This is a genomic window from Pantoea sp. YR525 (assembly GCF_900116775.1).
Taxonomy (GTDB): domain Bacteria; phylum Pseudomonadota; class Gammaproteobacteria; order Enterobacterales; family Enterobacteriaceae; genus Pantoea; species Pantoea symbiotica.
In genome coordinates this window covers 295,357-317,986 of sequence record NZ_FPBU01000003.1, presented here as the reverse complement: position 1 = coordinate 317,986, position 22,630 = coordinate 295,357, and the positions used below count along the sequence as shown (strand labels likewise).

Below are 22,630 nucleotides of genomic sequence, written 5' to 3'. Positions count from 1 at the left end.
TTCCGAAAATGATTTTAGGCTGTAATTAGTTGCCGCTTGGAACGATAGTGCCTCCGATCTGGAGGTGAATCATGTTCCCAAAATTACAATACAAGTTAAGACGCAGCACTATTAAGCCGTCAATTCCGGCTCAACGCGAAGGCTACTTCACACCGCTAAACTATCAAACGTTGCTCGGCACACCGGCGCGGCAAATGCAGGTAAAAAAGATCTGGCAGAGTTCTTTGCTGCCACGATCACTGTTCAATTCATTTTGCCTGGAGCCACTACAAGCGCTGTCAGAACGCTATCAAAATCTGCCCGCTGCAAGTTTCCCGGGATGGAATCATAGCGGCGGTTTAGTAGACCTCACTCTACAAAATATCGTTGTAATGATGCATCTGTCTAAAGGCATGATCCTTCCCGCCAACGCACTGCCAGAGGACCAATCAGCGCAAAGTAGTCATTGGAATTGCCTGTTATTTTGGTTGGGGCTTTACTGGTATGTTCCGGAATTGTTGAACGTCGAAGGAGAGTTTGAGGATGGCGATCCGTGGCATCCGCTATCAAATGCACCGCGTGAAAAATATCGATTTTTGATAAACCAGAGTGAATATGATTCCGAATCTGCAGGTGTAACCCGTCTTGCATTAACTGTTTCTACGCTGCCGAAAGAAGCTATCAGATGGCTTGAAATTCAACCTGATGCGAGGAGCTGCTTTTATTTAGAGTTAGCTGGATTCGAATCGTCTGAAAAACAGATCCACAATTTAATTGATAAAGTCTCAGCTCGTATTACTCAGAAACCACAAAGTTTAACAGCCAATACTCTCGTTGATGATCTCGAAATAAATGATACAAAAATGTGCGTTAAAACGCACAAAGTCATACCACATCCTCAAATCGACGATGTCTACGAGCAATACTTCAATTTGGGTAATGTTCTATCCCAAAATGAGACCAACATCGACTACAACCCACATTTTGAAACCGGCAATAAGAGTAAGCCTGTTGGTTCTGATTTAGATGAAAATCAAACCCAAAAAATAGGATTAGGTGCAATAGATGATCGGCAGCTCATTGATTTTCCCACCTACGGATCTTCCGAAAATGTTCATAAAAACGTCAATAATGCTTATCAAGTGCATCCACATGATCAAGAATCGGCCCCTGTAGCACCTGGGACAAGCTCACAAATTTCTAAGAAACAGATCGGCGAGGCCTTTTGGCACTGGCTGAGTGAGGGTCTCGAAAATGGAACGATAGCATGCAATGAAGCAGATTCACGTGTGCAACTGGTCGCAGGTTTTGTTTTCTTGCTGGTACCGGGCATTTTTTATCGTTATCTGAAGCATACCGGTCAGTCTGCAGACGAACGTGAGAACGTTCAGGCAGGGTTTGAAAGACTCAACCGACATCGGCGTAACAACGGCAAGCGCTTCACCTTTGCCACTCTCTACAACAGTGCCGACCGTAACGGCCCTTATAAACGTGTGAAAGGCTATCTGGTCAAATCCACCGTGCTGTTTCAGGCTAATCACGTACCTGATGACAGCCAGTTTTTAGTGGTTCCCTGACGCTTTTCTGGAAGGTGTAAGGAGGAGAGTTGCTGCTTTGGGAGCAGCGGTTATTTTGCTGATTAAAGGAAATGTTATGAGTCAGGTAAATGATACTAGCTGGGAATTTCTGCTCGATGAATACTTCTTTGTGAAAGTTCTACGTCCAGACACGGAGTGGAGTTATCGCAAAGTCGTTAACGTGTTCCGTAAGTATTATGGTCAAGATAAAAAACCAGGAGACATCAGTCGTCGAGATATACAGCAGTGGCGAAGGCATGTGATAAATGTCGAGGGCTCATCGGCTAACACCTGGAACAACAAAGTGGCGCATATGCGTGCACTGCTTAATTTTGCTATAAAAGCGAACCTCGTTACTCAGGTTGAAAATCCTTTTAACGATGTATCAGTTCGTGCAGACAATAAGCGAAAAAAGACGCTATCAAGACAACAATTAACTCGCGTCTACTTGTTGATGCAGCAATATGCTGATATGGATGCTGATATTACAATAACAGAAATGAAACGTTGTGCCCTATATCCAGGGTGGTACTGGATCACAGTCCTCGACACTCTACGCTATACAGGTATGCGTGTTAACCAGTTAATGCATCTACGGTTAAAAGATATTAATCTTGAAGAAAGCTGGATTGAATTACGTTTGGATGGTAGCAAGACGCACAGAGAATGGCGAGTTCCTGTGGTAGGACCTTTAAAAATAAAATTGAAAACATTGATTCAAGAAGCAATAAAGCATGGAGCTGATTCAAATAATGCCCTATTTGATGTAAACAGATTTTTATGCAACGTGCTTGAGCGTGAAAAATTACCAGCGATACCCACATTGCAACCGATAAAATCATTCTTTAGACGTTTATCTAAAGAGTGCGGATTTCAAGTGTCTCCACACCGTTTTAGGCATACTTTAGCTACAGAATTAATGAAATCTCCTGATAGAAACCTTCAGATGGTCAGGGGACTCTTAGGACATCGAAGTGTTGCAACCACTATGGAATATATTGATATAAACCTGGATGTTGCTGGTAAAACACTGGAGAGAGAGTTAAGACTATACACAGATACTAAATCTTTTAAAAGCGTTATCACATAGCATTGATTGATATCATTAGCCGAATTTCATTCGGCTAATGTTTAATAACTCTCTGCTCGATTCAATATTCACTAAAATAATTAATCAATTTATCATTTTTCCTTATGAGGCCTATGAACTAACGCAAGCTTTCATTTACCCCTTCAAGTTAAAAAAATAAAGTTGCATTTATCGCCTGCGAGCAAATTCAAACAGCATGTGTATTCATCGGCTAAAACTATTTTTTCAAAACTGATTTATAACTCTTGCACCCAACGGTTATTTTTATTCAGCACCATCGTGCTCATTCAGCGTAACAATGCTCAGCAGCAGGAAACGTTTTAGTTTTAACCGCAGCAACATAGTTCTGAATGGCATGCTGAATGCTGTCATGGCCCGTCATAAAGTTGCGGACAAATTTAGGCGCGCGCCCTGTGATACTCAGTCCTAGCATGTCGTGTAAAACCAGCACCTGACCATCAGTATCTACTCCAGCTCCAATACCGATTACCGGGACGGTAACCGCTTCACTGAGTGCTTTGCCTACGGAAGAAGGAACCGCTTCAACCAAAATCATTGCTGCACCGGCGGCTTCAAGCTTAACGGCTGCATCGATAAGTCCTTTGGCCTGTTCTGGTCCACGACCCTGAACTTTAAACCCGCCAAAGACATTGACCGATTGCGGCGTTAAACCAATATGTGCGCAGACGGGAATGCCATTGCGGGTTAACTGACGCACCGATTCACACAACCATTCACCACCTTCCAGTTTCACCATTTGCGCACCCGCCTGCATCAGACGGCCTGAACTTTGCAAAGCCTGATCTGGGGTGGCGTAGGTCATAAAGGAAAGGTCGGCCATAATAAAGCTGCCGGTGTTACCGCGTTTTACGCTGGCAGTGTGATAAACCATGTCCTCAATGGTGACAGGAAGAGTACTGTCGTGGCCCTGCAAAATCATACCGAGCGTATCGCCGATAAGCAGCATATCGACGCCAGCCTGGCTGGACTCATGGGCAAAAGTCGCATCGTAGCAGGTCAACATGGCAATTTTTTCGCCGTTTTTCTTCATCTTCTGCAGATGGGTCAGGGTGATCTCGGGCATCTCAATGTCTCATCTAAATGATTCTGTCAGTAATAGCGCTGCGATGATGATCATCAGAGCGCCGGAAATTTGGCTGACGAGGCGTGCAGCCCTTGGCCGGGTTTGTAACACGGCTTTCGATCCGAAGCCGACTATCAGGTAAACCACAGCACAGCTTACGACATGCACCATACCCAATGCGGCCATTTGTAAGGAGAGCGGCCATGTGCCATGCGAATCGGTGAATTGTGGCAACAACGCCAAAAACAGCAGAAATACCTTCGGATTAAGTCCACTTATGCAAAGCCCTTTTACAGCCCAACTCAGCGCATTACCATCGAGCTGTCTTTCATCTGCAGTGGGAACGGCAGGATGACGCAACATGCCTATTCCCAGCCAGATCAAATAGCAGGCGCCAGCTACGGTTAATCCTTTCATGAGCCAGGGCAGGTCCGCGACCACGGCTCCTACACCTGCGGCAACAATTAACGTTGCAATCAAGTGACCAGAGAGCAATCCGCAGACTGCGGGAATAACCCGGCCCCCGCGAATGCCTGCGGAGATGGCATAAGCCCAGTCTGCTCCAGGAGTAATGACAAATAGCACTGAAACGGCCCAAAACGCAGCAAAAAAACTCAGCGCCATCGTTAGACCCCACTCGATGTATTAGGCATGCTGAGCACAGCGTCTTCGGGATGACTTAAAAAAATGATATTGCACACGATCTTCTACCTGATTAACGAAATAAACAGAATCTATCTTCAGATGCTGGGCGGCGTCGCACAGCATTAGCAGGTAGAAAGAATATCCTCAGCTGGTTAAAATGTGCTTTCAATATTAATGCGTAATGTCGCTGATAAGGGAATAATCTTGCCCATTGACCGAATCGACCGCAATATTCTTGCTGAGCTACAAGCTGATGGCCGTTTATCCGTAACTGAGCTTGCGGAGCGGGTAGGATTAAGCCTGTCACCTTGCCATCGCAGGGTAAAAGCGCTGGAGCAGAGTGGCGTCATTCAGGGCTATCGTGCTCAGCTTGACCCTGCATTCCTGGGTTATAACTTCTCGGCGATTGTATTCGTGACGTTGCGTGATGGCGACCGTAAGGCCGTCAATGCGTTTGAAGAGGCGGTGAAAGAACTTCCGCAAATTACGCTGGCACAACGCTTATTTGGCGATCCAGATTATCTTCTGCATATCACAACGCGTGATTTGCCCGCTTTTCAGCAGTTATATGATGAGAAACTTTCCGCTATGCCCGGCGTACAAAGGCTAACGTCGACCCTGGTGATGAAAACCGTCATTCAGGATCGGCCGTTGCCGCTGTAGGTCGGCTGCTAACTCGTTGTTTTGAGCATGACAATGCTATTTATTTGTAACAGGATGCAGCTTTAGCGGATCCATTCGTCTGCTCAAAATCACCTCCGACGAAGGCAGGTCAGTAATGACCATGTCCATGTCGGTCAGTGAGAACATCTTGTACAGCGCGTTGCTGCCGTAAGTGTTGTTATCTGCCAGCATGATACATTTTCTCGCTGCGTTGATGATTGCACCATAGTAAGCCGCTCTGTACTCATCATGATGAAAAATGCCTTTATCACTCCATGATTCCGGTGCGATAAACGCCTTTTCAAAATTGAGACTCTTTAAGGTTTCAAGCGCAACGCGTTGATGAAAAGTATTGTCATGACGGCTGAGTTTGCCACCAATAAAAAACAGGGCGGCACTTGAGTGAGTCATAACATGCTGCGCAATGGCAAAGTCATTAGTGACTATGGTCATCTCATCGCTATAAGGAAAATACGTGGCCAACTCAAACGTCAATTTTCCGCCATCAAGATAAACCACTTTGCTATCACCTAAATAACGTAGCGCAGCACGAACCAGAGAATGAGCCCCGGGGCGCTCAACGGGCATACGTAGCGGGGTTTCACGTGATTTCACACCACCGCGCGTAGACATGATGACGCCACGCGCGCTGAGCTGTTCAATATCCCGCCGTATAGTCATCACCGTGACATCCAGCATATCTGCCAGCTCCCGCAGGCTGACAAAATGTTTGATGGATACCACCTCGAGTATCCGTTGATGACGCTCAGCGGGGATCATATCGCTCCTCATCAGACAGGAATAATGCCAAGAACGACAGCGGCCAACAGAGCACAGACACTCATGATCCAGATTTTCACCATGGAGTGGCGGATATGCTCACCGACCTGGAGATTAAGCAGTCCTAACCCCAGATGCGTTGCCGGAATAACCGGACTAAGCAGCAAACCTATTTGTTCGGTAATGAGCATGGCGATGGTGACGTGCAGCGGGGAAACGTCAAAACTTTGCCCAAGGCCTACCGCGAGAGGAAGGAGTGCAAAATAGAACGCATCGGATCCAATCAAAATAACGATCGGTACGCTGAAAGCAGCCAGAATGATATAAAGATAAGGTCCTAAACTGGAAGGAAGTACCGCAGCGAGTTCATTTACTAATACTTTAATAATGCCAGTATTTTGCAATATACCTACAAATACGCCAATCGTTAAGAAGATCACGATTACCGGGAAGATGGTTAACGCGTAATCTTTAATTTTCTGTTGTGCTTTTTTGGCATCCGGATAATTGATCATGACTGCCAGCGAGAATGCGATCATAAACAGGAAGTTACCCGCGACTAATCCAGAAACCAGAATCACAATGGTTGCAATCACCAACACAAAGTTAGCGCGCAGCAGCCATGGATTATGGTCACCTTTGCTGGTTAGCATCTCCTCACGCATCACCAGGAAGGCCTCTTTGCTAATGCCAGAACCACTTTTATTTTCTACTCTGGCCATGTACCAACAGAGAATAACGCCGAGAACAAACAGCACGACCTGCAGAGGAATGAGTTTGTAGTAGACGTCAAGAATATCAAGATGGGTCACCGCAATGGCTCGGTTGAGTGAGCCTCCCCATGGGGTAATACCCGTTACGCCGACTCCAACGGTAACCAGCATCAGCAACGTTTTACGGCTGATGTTCATCTTTTCATACAGCGGTAACAATGCCGGAACGGTTACCAGCAGGGTTGCGTACGCATTACCATCGAGGCTACAGACTGAGGCTATGACCAATGTCGCAAGTAGAACAGAAAAGGTCGATTGTGTGACGAAACGCAGGATGAAACGCACAATCACGTCAAACACACCGGCTTCTTTCATCAGGGTAAAAAACATGGCGCTAAATGCGACTAGCGTAGCAGTGCCAACTACCGATTTAAGTCCTGAAGCGACATATTCGCCCAGTTCTTTAAAGCCAAATCCACAGACTAAAGCCGCTACCGTAGGTAAGATAATAAACAGCACACTGGGAGGAAACTTATTTTTCAATAAGCACCATGTCAGAATAACAAACATGACAATCCCGGTGATAAGCATCAAAGACATGACTTATCCTTTTAATTTTCAGAGTAGAAGATGTAAAAAAACGCTGCGCAGATAAATCTGCACAGCTTTACCATGGCAATATTTATTTCATATTGAAAAGCGTATTGAGCTCATCAATATTTTCATTAGTTAATGTTTTCATGCCATAGGGTTTGAGTACGAAATAGAGTTTTGCCGTTTCCTCTAACTCTTCTGCATTAAAAACCGCTTCACGGATATTTTTACCCGAAATAATGGGGCCATGGTTGGCGAGAAGAATTGAATTATGATCCTTAGCCAGTTTTTCAACATGCACAGCAATTTCTGGCGAGCCCGGCCGAATATAAGGCACCACCGGCAGTTTACCCACACGCATCACGTAGTAAGGAGTTATCGCCGGCAGTGCATTTTCATTGTCGAGATCGGGCAAGCAAGATAATGCGGTCAGCCAGGGGGAGTGCAAATGTACGATGCCGCCACAAGCAGGACGCTGACGGTACATTGCCAAGTGCATCAGCACTTCTTTAGACGCCTTGTGACCCGAAACCAGCTCACCGGTCATCGTGACTTTACTCAATTCATCAGCATCCAGGTCGCCAAAACTGGAGTTCGTCGGTGTGGCGAGGATATGGCCATCAGGCAGTTTCAGGCTGATATTTCCAGCGCCACCGCTGCTGTAACCACGTTCAAACAGGGAGCGTGCGTAGCGCACTAAATCCTGACGATATTGGACTTCGCTCATTTCACACTCTCCTGCGCTTTTAAGAAGAAATCACTGTTACCAAAGTTGCCTGACTTGAGGATTACCCACTTTTCTTCATCTAATACCTGTGTCCAGGGTACACCAGGCGCGACAGCATCGCCGATCACCATGCCTTTAATATTGAGACCCTGTGATACCGCACCCGACGTTTCACCGCCAGCGACGATAAATTTGTTGAAACCTTCCTTGCTTAAATTGTGGGCAAGTGTGGCGAAGAAGCTTTCAATCTTCTCACTGACAAATTCTGCACCGTAGTTCTTCTGAATAATCTCGATAATCTGAGGCGGTTGCGTGGCATAGACCATCGGAGCCAACGCATCATTCTTTTGGGTCACTACCCAGCCCGTCACCGTCTGCAGGTACGTGGGTTCGTGAAGGATTTTTTCCACATCCAGTGCCAGTGAGGAGGCGCGCTGCTGATAAAAGTTCACCTGCTGGTTGGTCATGGAAGAGCAGCTGCCTGACAGGACAATGCTTGCCCCCTCTTTGCTGATAGCAAACGCAGGCTTATCAGCGGATTTATGCATCGTATCCAGTGCCGCAATGGCATAACCAATACCTGCTGCACCGGTGATAAGGACATAATCTGCGGTTTCACGCGCGACGGTTAACAGATCATTGTTATCCAGTACGTCACAGATAACATATTTGATCTTTTCCTCTGCCAGTTTGGCTAGGGCATCAGGAATGTCTTCTACATGATTTTTGATGGTGTCGAGATCGATGACTTCGCAGCGGCCGGTGGATTGCGCCTCCATCAATTTTTTTAGTGAAGACTCTCTCATCGGTGTGACTGGATGATGTTCCATCCCGCTTTGATTCAATAACTGCCCTTTCACAAACAGATGGCCTTGCAAAATGGTCCGTCCATTGTCAGGTACTGCCGGGCAAATCAAAGTGATTGGCGCATCCAGATTCTTCATCAGGGCATCGGTAACCGGACCAATGTTCCCCTCTTTTGTCGAGTCAAAGGTTGAGCAATATTTGAATAGCTGACGCTTACAGCCCTGTGACTTAAGCCAGTTTGAAGCAGACAATGATTGTTCCACCGCCGTCTTGGTCAAAATCGAACGGCTTTTAAGGGCGATAACCACCGCATCGATGCCTTCCTGATCAAAAGCCTCAGCAGGAACGCCATTGAATAGCACCACTTTCCAGCCCGCATTCACCATGAAACTTGCAATGTCGGTGGCACCCGTAAAGTCATCCGCGATGACGCCCAACTTAATCATATGTGTTCCTCTAAAGCGGTAACAAATTGAGCTCATATTGCTTTTATGTAAATACAAGTGCAATCAGGCTTGATGTTAATTTGTGCTTTAGATCACAAAATAAGGGTTTATGGTTAACAAATGGGTGTGAGTGGAATCTTTGAAGCGGCTGTTACAACGGGTAATAATCCTAAAGCTCGCAGGGCTTAGCCATAACTTACTGAAAAGACGGAGGAATGTTGCAATGTGTTTTTTTTGTATCAGAAATGTGATCTCAATCACCTTGCCTTCAGTGCATTTATTGGTATAAAAATGCAATCGAAAACTGACCAACCATCTGGAGTATTTATGCGTATTTTGGTTCTGCCTTGTGACGGTATCGGCCCTGAGATCACTTCTGCTGCGGTAACTGTGCTGGAGTCACTGGATAAAGCGTATGGCCTGAACTTTGAGTTCGACTACGAAGACGTAGGTTTTAAAAGCCTGGAATTACACGGCACTACGCTGCGCCAGGAATCACTCGACCGTGCCAAAACGTATGACGGCATTATTCTGGGTACCCAGTCCCACGCGGATTATCCAGCACCGGAAAAAGGCGGCCGTAACGTTTCTGCTGGCTTCCGCATTGGTCTGGATCTCTATGCTAACGTCCGTCCTGCGCGCACTCGTCCTTTCCTGACGTCTAATATGAAGGAAGGCAAATCCATGGATTTGGTGATCATGCGTGAAGCGACGGAAGGGTTCTATCCAGACCGCAACATGACTCGCGGCTGGGGTGAAGTGATGCCAAGCCCGGATATGGCGCTGTCTACCCGTAAAATTACCCGTCATTGCTCTGAGCGAATTGCTCGCAAAGCCTTCGAGCTGGCGATGCAGCGTCGTAAAAAAGTGACCGCAATTCATAAAGCTAACAGCTTCCATATGACGGATGGCCTGTTCCTTGAAGCCGTGCGTCACGTGGCAAAAGAGTTCCCTGAAGTTGAGCTGGACGATCTGTTAGTTGATGCGTCAACCGCTCACCTGGTGCGTAACCCAGAGCGTTTCGACGTACTGGTTGCCACTAACTTCTATGGTGACATCATCAGCGACCTGGCGAGTGAATTGTCAGGCAGCCTTGGCCTGGCCGGTTCAATTATGGCCAGTGATACGCATTGCTGCGCGCAGGCTCAGCATGGATCAGCTCCGGATATTCAGAATCAGGACAAGGCGAACCCGGTGTCGATGATTCTGTCGGTTGCCATGATGCTGCAATGGTACGCAGAGAAGCACAACCAGCCAAAATTCCTGAAAGCGGCGGAAGAGATCAGCCGTGCCGTTGATGAAGTGCTGGAAAATCCAGAAACCCGTACGCCGGACCTGGGTGGCAAATGTGGTACTAAAGCCTTTGCTGACAAAGTGGCTGCTTCTATTCGCGCCTGATTAAACGTCATGAGGTTGCCGCACTTTAGCGGCAGCCTGCTTTCATGGAGCCGAAGATGAATCAACGTATTGTTTTAATTCACGCGACTCCACTGGCGGTTGAGCCGATAAACCAGGCTTTTGCCGATCAGTGGCCAGAGGCTGAAATCAGTAACCTGCTGGATGACGCGTTAAGTGTGGATCGTCGTAAGGTGACGATGTTGACCGATCGTCTGTTTAAGCGGATCGATTCACTGGTGAACTATGCTGCCAACATTGATGCTGGTGCAGTGTTGTTTACCTGCTCTGCATTTGGTGAAGCAATTGACGCCAGCGCAGCGAAAAATACCATGCCGGTGCTTAAGCCAAACGAAGCCATGTTTGAAGCGGCTTTAGCTAAGGGTAAACATATCGTCATGCTGGCAACGTTTGCTCCCGCCGTCGCCGGGATGGAAGCGGAATTTCATGAACTGGTACGTAAAGGTTATCGTGACGCCACGTTAACCAGCGTTCTGGTTGAAGGGGCGCGTGATGCCCTCGAGCAAGGTGATGCCGAGCGCCACAACCAGCTCATTGTTCAGGCTGCTCGTGAACATACTGAGGCTGATGCCATCCTTCTTGCGCACTTCTCGATGGCCATTGCCTGGGAGCAGGCTCAGTCAGCAGTGAACTGTCCGGTACTGAGCAGTCCGCATGCAGCCGTTTCAAAACTGAAAATATTAATGACTCATTAATTAAGTCAGTCGATTTCTTTTAAAAAGGCATCAACGTGGAAAGCCGAGATATATTGGCGGATGTGAAATATAGCCATATTTCACACTCGCCTGAGATCGTATTGCCTGAACATAGCTGTGACTGTCATCATCATATTTTTGACAGGCGTTATCCCTATGCTGCGGATGATACGCGTAATTTACCAAACGCGACCGTCAACGATTACAACCAGTTTAAAAAATGGTTGGGACACTCTCGTCATATTCTGGTGCAGCCCTCTTCTTATGGAACGGATAATCGTTGCCTGACAGATGCATTACGCGCTTTTGGCACCCATGCACGTGGTGAAGCCGTGGTGGACGACACTGTCAGTGATGCTGAACTGGATGCGCTGCAGCAAGCTGGCGTAACGGGGGTTCGATTCAATCTTGGTGCGGGCAATGCAACGACACCTGAAATGCTGCTTCCCGTAGCGCAACGCGTGGCGGAACGTGGCTGGCATGTGCAGGTCCACGCCACTGCGGATCAATTGTGGCAGTTGCGATCAACGCTACTTCAGATACCGGGAAATCTGGTCATCGACCACTACTTTCGTTTACCGCAGCCTGAGCCGATGGCCCATCCAGTTTGGAAGCTGGCTTGGGAGCTGATTGAAAAGGGTCAATGTTGGGTAAAGCTCTCCGCGCTTTATCATCAGTCACAAAGTGATGATGTGTCTGATATGGCAGCTCTGGTTACCCGCTTTCTTCACGATGCAACTGAACGTGTTTTATGGGGAAGTGACTGGCCACACCCCAATTTAATAAGTGCCAATAAAAATATGCCAGATGATGCATTGATACTATCGAAAATATACCACTGGGCGCATAACGATCAGGTTAGACACAAATTATTTGTGGAAAACCCGGCTGAACTTTACCGATTTAATTAATCGTATGCCAGACAAGGCCGAATATTATGATTACTCTGAACTCCACTGCTAAAAAGAACAGACCTACGCATTATCGTTATATGATTTTGCTGATGGTATTTCTCAGTATTGCTTTAAATCATGGTGATAGAGCGACCTTCTCAATTGCCGGTACGGATATGGTGAAATCTGCCGGGCTGGATATTGTGGCGCTCGGTTATCTGATCTCAACCTTCACCTGGGCTTATGTTCTGGGGCAATATCCGGGTGGTTGGTTACTGGATCGTTACGGCTCAAAAAAAGTGTTGGTAACCGGGGTTTTCACCTGGTCACTGTTTGTCTTTCTGGTGGGTTTCAGCACCTCTTTTGACAATATTTGGGTGACACGCGTACTGATGTTTGGCTTCATCTTTATGATGGGGTTGATTGAAGCACCAACGCTACCCGCTAACTCTCGATTCCTTGCGGCATGGTTCCCGGCGAAAGAGCGTGGTAAAGCTTCCGGATTCACTACTGCAGCACAGTATTTTGCATTAGTGGTCTTCTTACCGTTGATGGGCTGGTTCTCCTATTCGTTTGGTTGGGAGTCGGTGTTCTGGTTTATGGGCGCAGTCGGTATTCTGGTCTCGCTGTTGATGACGCGGGTACTCACCGATACGCCTAAAGTTCACCCGTTGGTCAACGATGCTGAGCTTGAATATATCCAGTCCGGCGGCGGTCTGACCAACATGAAAGCCAGTAAAAAAGGCGATAACGTCGGCAAAGGATATACCCGTAAATTACTGACCAGCCGATTGGCGCTGGGTGTGTATATGGGGCAGTTCTTCTTTACGGTGCTTTCCTACTTTTTCCTGACGTGGTTCCCGGTTTATCTGGTGCACGACCGTGGTATGACCATTCTCAAGGCGGGATTTATCGCGTCACTGCCGGCGCTATGTGGATGTGCCGGCGCGTTGCTGGGCGGCGTGTTATCCGATTACATGCTGGCGCGTGGTTTCAGCCTGTCAGCCGCACGTAAAACACCTATCGTTATCGGCATGCTGTTAGCCGTGAGTATGGTTATTTGCAATTACGTCGATTCCGCATGGGTTGTGGTGGCTATTATGTCGCTGGCCTTCTTTGGCAAGGGATTTGGTGCAATGGGATGGTGCGTAGTCTCAGACTTCTCACCGAAAGAGGCGGTCGGCCTGAGTGGCGGATTGTTCAATATGATTGGCAATATTTCGGGAATCTTTACGCCAATTATTATTGCCTACATCATAAAAGATACCGGTTCATTCAATGGTGCTTTGATTTTTGTCGGCGTCTGCGCTTTCCTCAATCTGTGCTGTTATCTGTTTGTGGCTGGAAAAATTCAACGTCTGAATTTTGAAACGCCGAAACAGGATCACGATGATGACTTTTCTGGAGAGCCGCATGTCAGCCACCGATAACGCAACCCCACTACGTTTTGCTATCAATTTAGGTAACGCCGTATTGGCCAAAACGCTGCCCGATGGGCAGCCTGGCGGGATTACTGTGGAGATCGCCCAAAAAATTGCGGCTGAACAGGGAAGAGTCGCGCAATTTATTATGTATCCCACAGCAGGCAAGGTAGTCGATGATGCCACTCACGATCGCTGGGACGTCGCCTTTTTGGCGATAGACCCGAAGCGTGAAGAGGTGCTGCGATTTACGCAATCTTATATCACTATCGAAGGTACCGTGATGGTGAGAGAGAACAGCAACTGGCAAAGCGTGACCGAGATGGATAAACCTGATGTGGTCATCAATGTCGGTAAAGGAGCTGCCTACGATCTGTTTCTGAGCCGCGAATTAAAACATGCTGCGCTCAATCGACTCGCTTCATCACAGGCCGCGATCGATGCGTTTCTCGATGGAGAAGGCGATATGGCAGCAGGAATCCGTCAACCTTTAGAAAGTGCAGTCAGTAACAATCGCGGTTTTCGCGTTCTGCCCGATAATTTCGGGCAGATTTTCCAGGCTATTTGTTTGCCGCATGCGCAGGACCAGCTTTATGGTGAAATTAGTCATTACCTGAATAAATGGCAGGAAAATGGCGCTATCAGCGAGATTATTAATCGAAATCTTGCCGAGTCTTAAACTTAATGCAGCGTTCTCATTTGGAGAACGCTGCATTGGTTAATGTTCAATTTTCATTCATTAATGGGCATGAGACGTTATCCAGCGACGAACATAACAAGATTGCTGTGACGGAAGGTTTTTATGACATCGCCCTTAACACTGGAACGCTCGCCGCTGGTTATTCATAACCGCCTGTATCATTTTATTGACCTCACCCAGATCGTCCCGCTGGAGCAATTACAGACATTGCCTTACAGCATTCGCATTCTGCTGGAGAACGTTGCGCGATGCTCACCGCAAACGCTGCCTGAATTTCTCAACTATCTGTCTGCAAAGTCCTCCCCTGGTGAGGTTGAGTTTTATCCCGACCGCCTCATGTTCCATGACACCACCTGTTTACCGGCTTTGGCTGACTTTGCTGCCATGCGCGATCTTACTGCTGAGTTAGGTGGCGATCCGCGCGCTATCAATCCACACATTCCTGCTGTGCTAACCATCGATCATTCGGTCATCGTTGAAAGTTACGCTAATGCCGATGCGCTTGAAGATAACCTCAAGTTTGATTTTCGCCGTAACGCTGAGCGCTATCGCTTCATTCGCTGGGCAGAAAAAAGCCTGGATAACTTCCGCGTCATTCCACCCGGCACCGGCATTATTCATTTAATGAACCTTGAAACCATTGCTGAAGTGGTCACGGTGGATGAGCGTGAAGCCATACCGTTGCTGCACGCCGATTGCATGATTGCAACCGACAGCCATACGCCGATGATTAATGCACTTGGTGTGTTGGGGTGGGGCGTAGGTGGTCTGGAAGGTCAGGCCGCTTTGGTTGGCGAGCCAGTCACGTTACGCTTCCCGGACGTGGTGGGAATTTGTGTTTCCGGTGAACTGCCGCCGGATGTTAGCGACAGCGATCTGGCTCTGCACATCACGCGCCTGTTGCGTGAAAGCGGTGTGGTCGGCAAATTTGTTGAGTTCACCGGTCCTGCACTCCACAGCATGCCGCTCGAATCGCGCGCCACCATTGCCAATATGGCCCCGGAATACGGTGCCACCGTGGTGTTCTTCCCGTTTGATCAGCGCAGCGCAGAGTACGTCAACCTGACCGGGCGCAGTGAAGAGAAACAGGAAATTATTCGCAGTTATATGCAACATCAGCACCTTTGGCGTCATCCGGAGGATCGTCAGCCTGACTTCACACAACGCATTGAGCTGGATTTAAGTAGCATCGAACCCAGCGTGGCGGGGCCTTATAATCCTCATCAACAAATTCCGCTCAGTGATTCGCCGAAAAGTTTTATGGAGACATTGAAAGCCGGCGAGCGCGCTTTGCAATGGCAGCATGATGATTACCCACAACCGATTCAACAAGGCGCCGTGGCTATCGCGGCCATAACCAGCTGCACCACAACCGCCAACCCTTGGCTGGTAATTCAGGCGGCATTGTTTGCCAGGAATGCGGCAAAGTACGGACTGCAACCCAAGCCTTGGGTTAAAACCTCCTTTTCACCCGGATCTCGGGCGGTTACCGATTATCTTGGAGAATCAGGCCTGCTTAGCGAGTTGGAAAAGGTGGGGTTCGATGTGGCAGGTTATGGCTGTATGACCTGCATTGGCAGTTCGGGCGCATTACAACCGGCCATGGAAAGTCTGGTGAGTGATGGCCTTCAGGCCGTGTGTGTGCTTTCCGGTAACCGTAACTTTCCCCGTCGCGTTAATCCCAGCCTCGGTCATGGTTATCTCACCTCGCCAGCATTGGTGATTGCCTGGGCTATTGCCGGAAATATGCAGCATGACATGTTGAACGACCCGCTTGGCTACGATGAGCATCTACAGCCGGTTTTCATGCGCGACTTAATGCCAGCGCGTGAAGAAGTCGAACGCTGGGTAACAAGAGTGATGAAGCGTGAACATTACATCCAGCGTCGCGATCTTATCTGGCAGGGAACCCCGCACTGGCAGCAAATTGAAGCTCCGGGTAGCGTGCATTATCCATGGGAATCGACCTCAACCTATCTGCGTCGGCCGGGCTATCTGGAACGTTTACCTCGAGACCCTGCCGAACCGCTGTCGCTCAATAACGCCCGACCTTTCCTCTGGTTTGGCGATGACGTCACCACCGATCATATTTCGCCTGCAGGTGCGATTTCCTCAGGCAGCCTTGCCGGTCAATGGTTGCTGGAACATCATGAAAATCCGCAGGACCTGAATCTCTACTCTACGCGACGCAGTAATCATGAAGTGATGGTACGCGGTGCTTTTACCAATAAAGCGCTATCCAACCGTTTGTTACCGGCAGATAAGCGCGGTGGCGGAGGTTATGCCTGGGATGCGTCTCATCAGCAAATTCTTCCGGCTTTTGAGGCTGCGCAAACATGGCATGCAACAGATACGCCGCTGGTAGTGCTGGCGGGCGAGCGCTATGGCGCGGGATCGAGTCGTGACTGGGCTGCTAAAGCGCAGGCACTGATGGGGGTTAAAGCCGTCATTGCTAATAGTTTCGAACGTATCCACCGCACGAATTTGATCGGAATGGGCATTCTTCCGCTGCATTTTATTGCCGATGAAGCGGACAGATTACCTGAGATGGATGGAACCGAGGTCCTGGATATTACAGGCCTGGAAATGATCGCGCCGGGTGCGACGCCGCTGATGCTCTACATCCGCCGTGGAGGCAGGCAGATTGCTGCACTGAATCTTGAGGCAGTGATAGACTCCCAGCAAGAACTACGCTATCTGCGCTATGGCGGTATTTTGCCCTTTGTTATTCAGCAAACACTTAAAGAGTAGGGAAGTTCATGCGCTACGATCTGGTCTCACTTTCGCTGTTTGTCGCTGTGGCTGAAGAGCAGAATCTTACGCGTGCCGCACGCCGTAAGCATCTGGCCGTCTCAGCCGTGAGTAAGCGCATAACAGAACTGGAACAGCAAATTGGCACGCCACTGATGCTACGCTTGCCGCGCGGCATCGAGTTGACGCCTGCGGGGCACTCGCTGCTGTTTCACGCGCGCCAGGTGTTCCGCAATCTCGACCAAATGGAAGAGGAGCTCAGTGATTACGTGGCTGGCGTACGCGGCCACATTCGCATTTTTACGATCTCTGCGGCGTTGATGCATTATTTGCCGCGTGCCATTAGTCAGTTCCTGGCTCATTACCCGCAGACAGATATCGATATTGAAGAACACACCGGCATTGGCGTCGTGCAGGGCTTGCTGCAGGGGGACGCGGATGTCGGTTTCTTTTCCAGTTGGACACCTGCTTCCGGGATTGAGGTCTGGCCATGGCAGCAAGACCAGTTGTCCGTTTTGGTGTGGCAAGGGCATCCGTTGGCGGAGCGCGCGACCTTGCAATTAGTGGATTGCATCGATGAGAAAATGATTGGGCCACATCGGGAAAGCGCAGTGAGCCACATTCTGGAGCGTGAAGCGAGAAAGCTGGGTACAACGCTGAATATAGGCTTACGGGTCAGCAGTTTCGTCTCTATGGCCGAACTGGTTGCGCAACAGTTGGGAATAGCCATCTTGCCAGTTAATGAAATCGCTCAGGTGGCTAATCATGATGCTGTGCGCTGTATTCCCCTCGTCGAGCCATGGGCGAAACGTGAGTTGTATGTTGGCGTGAAGGGATATGCCCTATCTTCACCCTCGGTGAAAGCGTTTATCGAAAATGTCACGCCATTGAAACTTGCAACGGGTGCCGAAGAGGGGTCGTCGCTTGAGGCCAGTCTCATCAATGCTGACCTCAAGCGCTGAGTTAATCGGAAAATACAATGCAGGTAGGGCTGGCAGTGAATACCTCTTTACCTGTGTCTTTAAGCATACCCGAGTCCTTATCAACGCTGAAAATGCGAATAGAATCAGAGTCCTCATTAGCGCTGTAAAAATAGAGCCCATCTGCAGAGAGCGTTGTAAAACGCGGCGTCTTACCACCGCAAAACACCCATCCCACCGGCTTTAAGCAGCCATCATCAGAATTTATGCGCATAACCGCAATACTGTTATGACCACGATTGGCGGCATATAAGAAGCGCCCAGACGGATGCACTTCGATTTCACTGGCGTCGTTACGTGTTTCAAATCCTTCCGGTAGGCTGCTCAGCGTTTGCTTGAGCGCAATGTTTCCCGTCTCTTGTTCAAAATCGTAAACGGTAATCGTATTCCCGAGCTCACTCAGGCCATAAAGCCACTTCCCCTGTGGATGGAAATCAACATGACGCGGCCAGCTCCCAGACGGCAACAGCACTTCATCATTGAGTAGTGATTGTCCATCTCGCCAGTGATAAATACGCACCATATCAATGCCTTTTCCGGCCTGTCTGCCCTGGATGGGCAGAGCGTAGTAATCGCTATCTGGTGCAAAAATAATTTCATGCGGACGTGACAAGCTGGCCGCAGCGCCATCCTCATCAGCATGGCCTTCCACCATGGCCAGGTGGTGAGGAGGCAGTAGCGCGTCATCATCAGCGAACGCTAATGCTGCTACGTTGCCGCCTTCATGGTTAGCAATCAGCAGATGGCGGCCATCAGGTGAGAGAGCAGCATGCACCGGGTTATTGCGCCGCAGTGGATCAAGATCGGGATGTGGATTCTGTGGGCCCGTTGTTTGTTCAGATAACAAAGTCAGCATGCCAGAGACAGGATCACGCGCAAAAATAGCTACCTGATTGCCATCCCCATGCAGCACGTACAGCCGATTTCTTTTTTCATCCAGTGTGAGCCAGGACGGATTTTCCTGAACAGAGGTAACACGTTGTACGTGATGCCAGTTCCCTGACTCATCAATGCGAAATACTTCAATTCCTTTTCCACGTGCGCCACGCCACTCGGACGTACGGCAACCCACATAGGCAAACTTATTCATTTACAACCCCGTCATACCAATATGCATTTATTTAAACACAAGTGCATATGTTGACTTGTGACTGATATCACGCTTTTGTGGTTATCAATCTTTGAAACTAACTACGTAGGGGTTTTTACGTTTTGCGCCGGTGTTTTTAGGCTACTTAAAACTGCACTGCAATTTGATGCTATTGCATTTGAGTGAGTTTAAATGCAGAAAATTGACGATCGTGGTCACAATTTCAACGGCTCGCGATTGCTAAAAAAAACCGCAGATAGCTTACTGTTAACAAGTCGTGAAAACTGTTACATAAATGCATCTGGGAGAAGGGTTATGACCCAACGTATTGCGTATGTTACATCCGGGATGGGAAGCCTCGGAACCGCTATTTGCCGTCGACTGGCGAAGGATGGTTTTAAAGTGATTGCAGGATGCGGCCCCAATTCTCAACGTAAAACCGCCTGGCTTGATGACAATAAAAAGATGGGATTTGATTTTATCGCGTCAGAAGGAAACGTGGCTGATTGGGAATCAACGGTTAAAGCGTTTGCCAAAATAAAAGCTGAAATTGGTGAGATAGACGTGCTGGTTAATAATGCCGGTACGGCACGGAATGTATTATTTCGTGATATGCAGCCACAGGAGTGGCAGGCCGTTATTAACACCAATATGAACTCACTATTCAACGTCACTAAACAAGTTGTGGATGGCATGATGTCGCGTGGGTGGGGACGTATTATCAATATTTCTTCAGTCAACGCGCAAATTGGTCAAACAGGTCAGGTTAACTACTCTACGGCAAAATCTGCCGTGCGGGGTTTTACTCGCGCCTTGGCACGTGAAGTTTCGGCACGCGGAGTTACAGTTAACACGGTATCGCCGGGCTATCTGGCTACGTCAAAACTGAAAACAGTCACGCCGGTGCAGGTTATTGATAAGATTGTTCAGGAAATTCCAGTGCGTCGCCTGGGCTCTCCGCAGGAAATCGCCTCTATATGCTCCTGGCTGGCATCTGACGAATCAGGATTTGCCACGGGTGCTGATTTCTCTGTTAACGGCGGCCTGCATATGGGCTAATAAATTAACAGAACGTCCTGCTCAAAATTTCCGTCAAATTAATTATCGCGCATATTAGCAATAATATGCGTTGGAGGCTCTTATGCTCTCGCTTCTGGGATATGGCATGATTGTGGTCTTTATGATCCTAATCATGACCAAAAAACTTTCTGCACTCGTCGCACTGATCATTATTCCAATAATATTTGCTCTGATTGCCGGATTCGGCGGAGAGATGGGCGAGATGATGATTGAGGGGCTTAAAAAAGTCGCTCCGACTGCCATCATGGTTATTTTTGCCATTCTCTACTTCAGCACCATGTTTGATACCGGTTTATTTGATCCGATTATTCGCTTCTTCTTACGGATTATTAATGGTGATCCGGTTAAAGCAGTTATGTGCAGCGCGATTCTGGCGGCGATGGTGTCACTTGATGGTGATGGATCAACGACCTATATGATCTGCGTAACGGCAATGCTGCCATTGTTTAAACGTATTCGTCTGGACCCACTGGCGCTGACTTGCGTAGTCTTCCTCTCCGGAAGTATTACTAACTTACTGCCATGGGGCGGTCCACTGGCTCGCGTTGCGGCATCCTTGAAAGTAGAATCCAGCGATCTGTTTATTCCGCTGATTCCAACTATGGTTTGCGGTTTTGTCGGAGTATTGGTGCTGTCTTGGTATATCGGTATTCGTGAACGCCGTCGTTTAGGCAAGCTAAGTATCAATACCAATGGTTATGGATCAGTCACTGAAGACGATGCAGAAAGCTATCTGCCGGCAATTAATGAAGTCAATGAAGAGCTGCGTCGTCCAAAACTGTTCTGGCTTAACGCGGGTCTGACCTTGTTACTGATGGGATCGCTGGTGATGGAGTTGCTGCCACTGTCGGTGCTGTTCATGGTGGCATTTGCTCTGGCGTTGCTGATCAACTATCCGCACATTGATGCCCAGCGTCAGCGTATTGCAGCGCATGCGCCTGCTGCGCTGAACCAGACATCTATCTTCCTGGCTGCGGGTATTTTCGCCGGTATCCTTTCGGGTACTGGAATGGTCACCGCAATGTCGGCATCTCTGCTGGATGTGTTACCCGATTCATGGGGCCCTTATCTGGCACCGATTACGGCACTGATCAGCTTGCCTGGCACCTTCTTTATGTCGAATGATGCCTTCTATTATGGTGTACTGCCGGTTCTGGCAGAAGCAGCGAAAGTGTATGGCATTGATCCGGTCGAAATTGGTCGTGCATCATTGGTTGGGCAGCCAATCCACTTACTGAGTCCGTTAGTGGCATCAACCTATCTGTTGGTGGGATTAGCCGGAGTTGAATTCAGCGACCATCAGAAATACACATTCAAATGGGCTTTCCTGCTCTGCATGATCTTCCTGGCATCGGGTTTGCTATTGGGTCTTTATCCCCTCTACTCGCCTGGCGGTTAAAGGCGGTGATGAAAAAATGGCCCATTTGGGCCATTTTTTTATACTCCGATACTACGTTGTTTTTTGTTATCTAGCGCGACAGCGAGGTGCTGCTTCATCATGTATGATGCTTCGATCAGCTGCCCTGCCTCAATTAATGACAGCAAGTGCATATGATCTTTAACTTCAGCGTAGTAGCGGCTGCGGTCATCCATAATGCGGTAATCCATCAAACGGCGCATGCGGTTGACGTTGCGCAGTGATATCTCAAAAAACGGGTTGTTTGAAAAACTGATGACAGTCTCATGAAAGCGGTAACCCGCTAACTGGAGCTGAGTAGGCGATAAACGCTGAATGCCACTCTCTAGAAGCATCTCCAGCTCGCGCTTAATCTCATCAATTTTGCTCTGTGGGGCTTTGAAGGTGGATTCCAAAATTGCCATTGGTTCAATAACCATGCGGAAGCTGAAAATATGCTCAAGCGCGGCTTTGGTCTTGGCAACGGGCAGAAAACGCCAGCCATAACCCTGTTTACGTTCAACCCATCCCTCACTGATACCGCGCGCCAGAATGGTCGTGAGCTGAGTCTTCGAAAGGTTATACCGCTTAAGTAAATAAAGTTCGTTGACTTCAGATTCGATTTTGTCCTGTAGCCAGTCTTCCGCTAATTGATAGTATTCAGGAAGATCGTTATCCACTTCACTTTCATGTGAGCTCTGAGTCAGAGGCGCATAATCCTGCTTAACAAAGAAACCACGGTTATGCTGCTGCTGAAGAATGCCTTTGTGTTCAAGGTAAACCAGGGCCTCACGCACGGGGGAACGTGAAACATCAAATGATTCTGCCAACTTAGGTACACTTAGGTGTGCACCCGGCGACAATCCGCCACTGTCGATCATCGTGATTATTTTTTGCGAAAGCCTTTCCGTAAGAGCGCTTATTTTCATGAAGAAAGCCCTAAAAAATGCAGGAAGAAGTACAAAATTTAACAATATTATTGCATTTGAATTGTATGAAATGCAATTATAAAATGCAGTTTTAAGCTCGGTTAACCACATGTTTATATTGATGATTTTCGGTCATTTTATATTTTATCAATCTACGCGGCTTAAAGGCCACCC

At 48.2% G+C, this 22,630-nt stretch carries 20 protein-coding genes; 12 read left to right on the top strand and 8 right to left on the bottom strand.

The window, feature by feature from the left end:
• Positions 1-71: 71 nt before the first annotated feature.
• On the top strand, positions 72-1,556 hold the full coding sequence (locus BM323_RS07975; protein WP_091003558.1) for a conjugal transfer nickase/helicase domain-containing protein: 1,485 nt from the start codon (positions 72-74) through the stop codon (positions 1,554-1,556).
• Positions 1,557-1,632: 76 nt separating this feature from the next.
• Positions 1,633-2,646 carry a tyrosine-type recombinase/integrase gene (locus tag BM323_RS07970; protein WP_091003555.1) on the top strand — a complete coding sequence of 338 codons (1,014 nt, stop codon included), beginning with the start codon at positions 1,633-1,635 and terminating at the stop codon, positions 2,644-2,646.
• Positions 2,647-2,929: 283 nt separating this feature from the next.
• Here the strand turns inward: BM323_RS07970 and panB are convergent, their stop codons facing one another.
• Both panB and BM323_RS07960 read right to left on the bottom strand, forming a co-directional pair.
• On the bottom strand, positions 2,930-3,730 hold the full coding sequence (gene panB, locus BM323_RS07965) for a 3-methyl-2-oxobutanoate hydroxymethyltransferase (protein WP_091003549.1): 801 nt from the start codon (positions 3,728-3,730) through the stop codon (positions 2,930-2,932).
• 9 nt (positions 3,731-3,739) lie between these two features.
• A complete protein-coding gene (locus BM323_RS07960; protein ID WP_091003546.1) occupies positions 3,740-4,354 on the bottom strand; it encodes a LysE family translocator in 615 nt (204 codons plus the stop codon).
• 231 nt (positions 4,355-4,585) lie between these two features.
• Between BM323_RS07960 and BM323_RS07955 the strand changes: the two genes are divergently transcribed.
• Positions 4,586-5,038, top strand: a complete 453-nt coding sequence (locus tag BM323_RS07955; protein WP_008104463.1) for an Lrp/AsnC family transcriptional regulator — start codon at positions 4,586-4,588, stop codon at positions 5,036-5,038.
• A gap of 36 nt (positions 5,039-5,074) precedes the next feature.
• On the opposite strand, the gene BM323_RS07950 is transcribed toward BM323_RS07955, so the two are convergent.
• From BM323_RS07950 to otnK, 4 genes are all read right to left on the bottom strand, one after another.
• Positions 5,075-5,818 (bottom strand): DeoR/GlpR family DNA-binding transcription regulator, encoded by a 744-nt coding sequence (locus BM323_RS07950; protein WP_091003540.1) that lies wholly within the window; start codon positions 5,816-5,818, stop codon positions 5,075-5,077.
• An 11-nt stretch (positions 5,819-5,829) separates the two neighbouring features.
• Positions 5,830-7,131, bottom strand: coding sequence for an SLC13 family permease (locus tag BM323_RS07945; protein ID WP_007886552.1), 1,302 nt, complete (start codon positions 7,129-7,131; stop codon positions 5,830-5,832).
• A gap of 82 nt (positions 7,132-7,213) precedes the next feature.
• A complete protein-coding gene (locus BM323_RS07940; RefSeq protein ID WP_091003537.1) occupies positions 7,214-7,852 on the bottom strand; it encodes a 3-oxo-tetronate 4-phosphate decarboxylase in 639 nt (212 codons plus the stop codon).
• Positions 7,849-9,105 carry a 3-oxo-tetronate kinase gene (otnK, locus tag BM323_RS07935; RefSeq protein ID WP_091003534.1) on the bottom strand — a complete coding sequence of 419 codons (1,257 nt, stop codon included), beginning with the start codon at positions 9,103-9,105 and terminating at the stop codon, positions 7,849-7,851. The genes BM323_RS07940 and otnK overlap by 4 nt, the downstream gene beginning before the upstream one ends.
• A gap of 327 nt (positions 9,106-9,432) precedes the next feature.
• Between otnK and BM323_RS07930 the strand changes: the two genes are divergently transcribed.
• The 7 genes from BM323_RS07930 to BM323_RS07900 all read left to right on the top strand — a co-directional run bounded on the left by BM323_RS07930 (position 9,433) and on the right by BM323_RS07900 (position 17,943).
• Positions 9,433-10,503 carry an isocitrate/isopropylmalate dehydrogenase family protein gene (locus BM323_RS07930; protein WP_007886555.1) on the top strand — a complete coding sequence of 357 codons (1,071 nt, stop codon included), beginning with the start codon at positions 9,433-9,435 and terminating at the stop codon, positions 10,501-10,503.
• 56 nt (positions 10,504-10,559) lie between these two features.
• Positions 10,560-11,216: an aspartate/glutamate racemase family protein gene (locus BM323_RS07925; protein ID WP_091003532.1), complete on the top strand. Its 657-nt coding sequence runs from the start codon at positions 10,560-10,562 to the stop codon at positions 11,214-11,216.
• A 35-nt stretch (positions 11,217-11,251) separates the two neighbouring features.
• Positions 11,252-12,127 carry an amidohydrolase family protein gene (locus BM323_RS07920; RefSeq protein ID WP_091003530.1) on the top strand — a complete coding sequence of 292 codons (876 nt, stop codon included), beginning with the start codon at positions 11,252-11,254 and terminating at the stop codon, positions 12,125-12,127.
• Between the two features lie 26 nt (positions 12,128-12,153).
• On the top strand, positions 12,154-13,539 hold the full coding sequence (locus tag BM323_RS07915) for an MFS transporter (protein ID WP_007886558.1): 1,386 nt from the start codon (positions 12,154-12,156) through the stop codon (positions 13,537-13,539).
• The gene (locus tag BM323_RS07910) at positions 13,499-14,209 is read left to right on the top strand and encodes a transporter substrate-binding domain-containing protein (RefSeq protein WP_091003527.1); all 711 of its coding nucleotides are present in this window, start codon (positions 13,499-13,501) and stop codon (positions 14,207-14,209) included. The genes BM323_RS07915 and BM323_RS07910 overlap by 41 nt, the downstream gene beginning before the upstream one ends.
• A gap of 123 nt (positions 14,210-14,332) precedes the next feature.
• Positions 14,333-16,981 carry an aconitate hydratase gene (locus BM323_RS07905; RefSeq protein ID WP_091003524.1) on the top strand — a complete coding sequence of 883 codons (2,649 nt, stop codon included), beginning with the start codon at positions 14,333-14,335 and terminating at the stop codon, positions 16,979-16,981.
• 8 nt (positions 16,982-16,989) lie between these two features.
• The gene (locus BM323_RS07900) at positions 16,990-17,943 is read left to right on the top strand and encodes a LysR family transcriptional regulator (protein WP_091003521.1); all 954 of its coding nucleotides are present in this window, start codon (positions 16,990-16,992) and stop codon (positions 17,941-17,943) included.
• A 1-nt stretch (position 17,944) separates the two neighbouring features.
• Here the strand turns inward: BM323_RS07900 and BM323_RS07895 are convergent, their stop codons facing one another.
• On the bottom strand, positions 17,945-19,051 hold the full coding sequence (locus tag BM323_RS07895; protein ID WP_091003518.1) for a lactonase family protein: 1,107 nt from the start codon (positions 19,049-19,051) through the stop codon (positions 17,945-17,947).
• 315 nt (positions 19,052-19,366) lie between these two features.
• Between BM323_RS07895 and phbB the strand changes: the two genes are divergently transcribed.
• Together phbB and BM323_RS07885 are read left to right on the top strand one after the other, a co-directional pair.
• Positions 19,367-20,110 (top strand): acetoacetyl-CoA reductase, encoded by a 744-nt coding sequence (gene phbB / locus BM323_RS07890; RefSeq protein ID WP_007886565.1) that lies wholly within the window; start codon positions 19,367-19,369, stop codon positions 20,108-20,110.
• Between the two features lie 82 nt (positions 20,111-20,192).
• Complete coding sequence (locus BM323_RS07885) at positions 20,193-21,530, top strand: CitMHS family transporter (RefSeq protein WP_007886567.1); 1,338 nt, start codon at positions 20,193-20,195, stop codon at positions 21,528-21,530.
• Between the two features lie 38 nt (positions 21,531-21,568).
• Here BM323_RS07885 and BM323_RS07880 read toward each other — a convergent pair whose 3' ends face one another.
• Positions 21,569-22,456, bottom strand: coding sequence for a GntR family transcriptional regulator (locus BM323_RS07880; protein WP_091003674.1), 888 nt, complete (start codon positions 22,454-22,456; stop codon positions 21,569-21,571).
• Positions 22,457-22,630: the final 174 nt, after the last annotated feature.

Bases quoted from the DNA above. Each gene is read 5' to 3' on its own strand.
- BM323_RS07975 (WP_091003558.1), top strand. From the start codon at position 72: ATGTTCCCAAAATTACAATACAAGTTAAGACGCAGCACTATTAAGCCG.
- BM323_RS07970 (WP_091003555.1), top strand. From the start codon at position 1,633: ATGAGTCAGGTAAATGATACTAGCTGGGAATTTCTGCTCGATGAATAC.
- panB (WP_091003549.1), bottom strand. From the start codon at position 3,730: ATGCCCGAGATCACCCTGACCCATCTGCAGAAGATGAAGAAAAACGGC.
- BM323_RS07960 (WP_091003546.1), bottom strand. From the start codon at position 4,354: ATGGCGCTGAGTTTTTTTGCTGCGTTTTGGGCCGTTTCAGTGCTATTT.
- BM323_RS07950 (WP_091003540.1), bottom strand. From the start codon at position 5,818: ATGATCCCCGCTGAGCGTCATCAACGGATACTCGAGGTGGTATCCATC.
- BM323_RS07945 (WP_007886552.1), bottom strand. From the start codon at position 7,131: ATGTCTTTGATGCTTATCACCGGGATTGTCATGTTTGTTATTCTGACA.
- BM323_RS07940 (WP_091003537.1), bottom strand. From the start codon at position 7,852: ATGAGCGAAGTCCAATATCGTCAGGATTTAGTGCGCTACGCACGCTCC.
- otnK (WP_091003534.1), bottom strand. From the start codon at position 9,105: ATGATTAAGTTGGGCGTCATCGCGGATGACTTTACGGGTGCCACCGAC.
- BM323_RS07930 (WP_007886555.1), top strand. From the start codon at position 9,433: ATGCGTATTTTGGTTCTGCCTTGTGACGGTATCGGCCCTGAGATCACT.
- BM323_RS07925 (WP_091003532.1), top strand. From the start codon at position 10,560: ATGAATCAACGTATTGTTTTAATTCACGCGACTCCACTGGCGGTTGAG.
- BM323_RS07915 (WP_007886558.1), top strand. From the start codon at position 12,154: ATGATTACTCTGAACTCCACTGCTAAAAAGAACAGACCTACGCATTAT.
- BM323_RS07910 (WP_091003527.1), top strand. From the start codon at position 13,499: ATGATGACTTTTCTGGAGAGCCGCATGTCAGCCACCGATAACGCAACC.
- BM323_RS07905 (WP_091003524.1), top strand. From the start codon at position 14,333: ATGACATCGCCCTTAACACTGGAACGCTCGCCGCTGGTTATTCATAAC.
- BM323_RS07900 (WP_091003521.1), top strand. From the start codon at position 16,990: ATGCGCTACGATCTGGTCTCACTTTCGCTGTTTGTCGCTGTGGCTGAA.
- BM323_RS07895 (WP_091003518.1), bottom strand. From the start codon at position 19,051: ATGAATAAGTTTGCCTATGTGGGTTGCCGTACGTCCGAGTGGCGTGGC.
- phbB (WP_007886565.1), top strand. From the start codon at position 19,367: ATGACCCAACGTATTGCGTATGTTACATCCGGGATGGGAAGCCTCGGA.
- BM323_RS07885 (WP_007886567.1), top strand. From the start codon at position 20,193: ATGCTCTCGCTTCTGGGATATGGCATGATTGTGGTCTTTATGATCCTA.
- BM323_RS07880 (WP_091003674.1), bottom strand. From the start codon at position 22,456: ATGAAAATAAGCGCTCTTACGGAAAGGCTTTCGCAAAAAATAATCACG.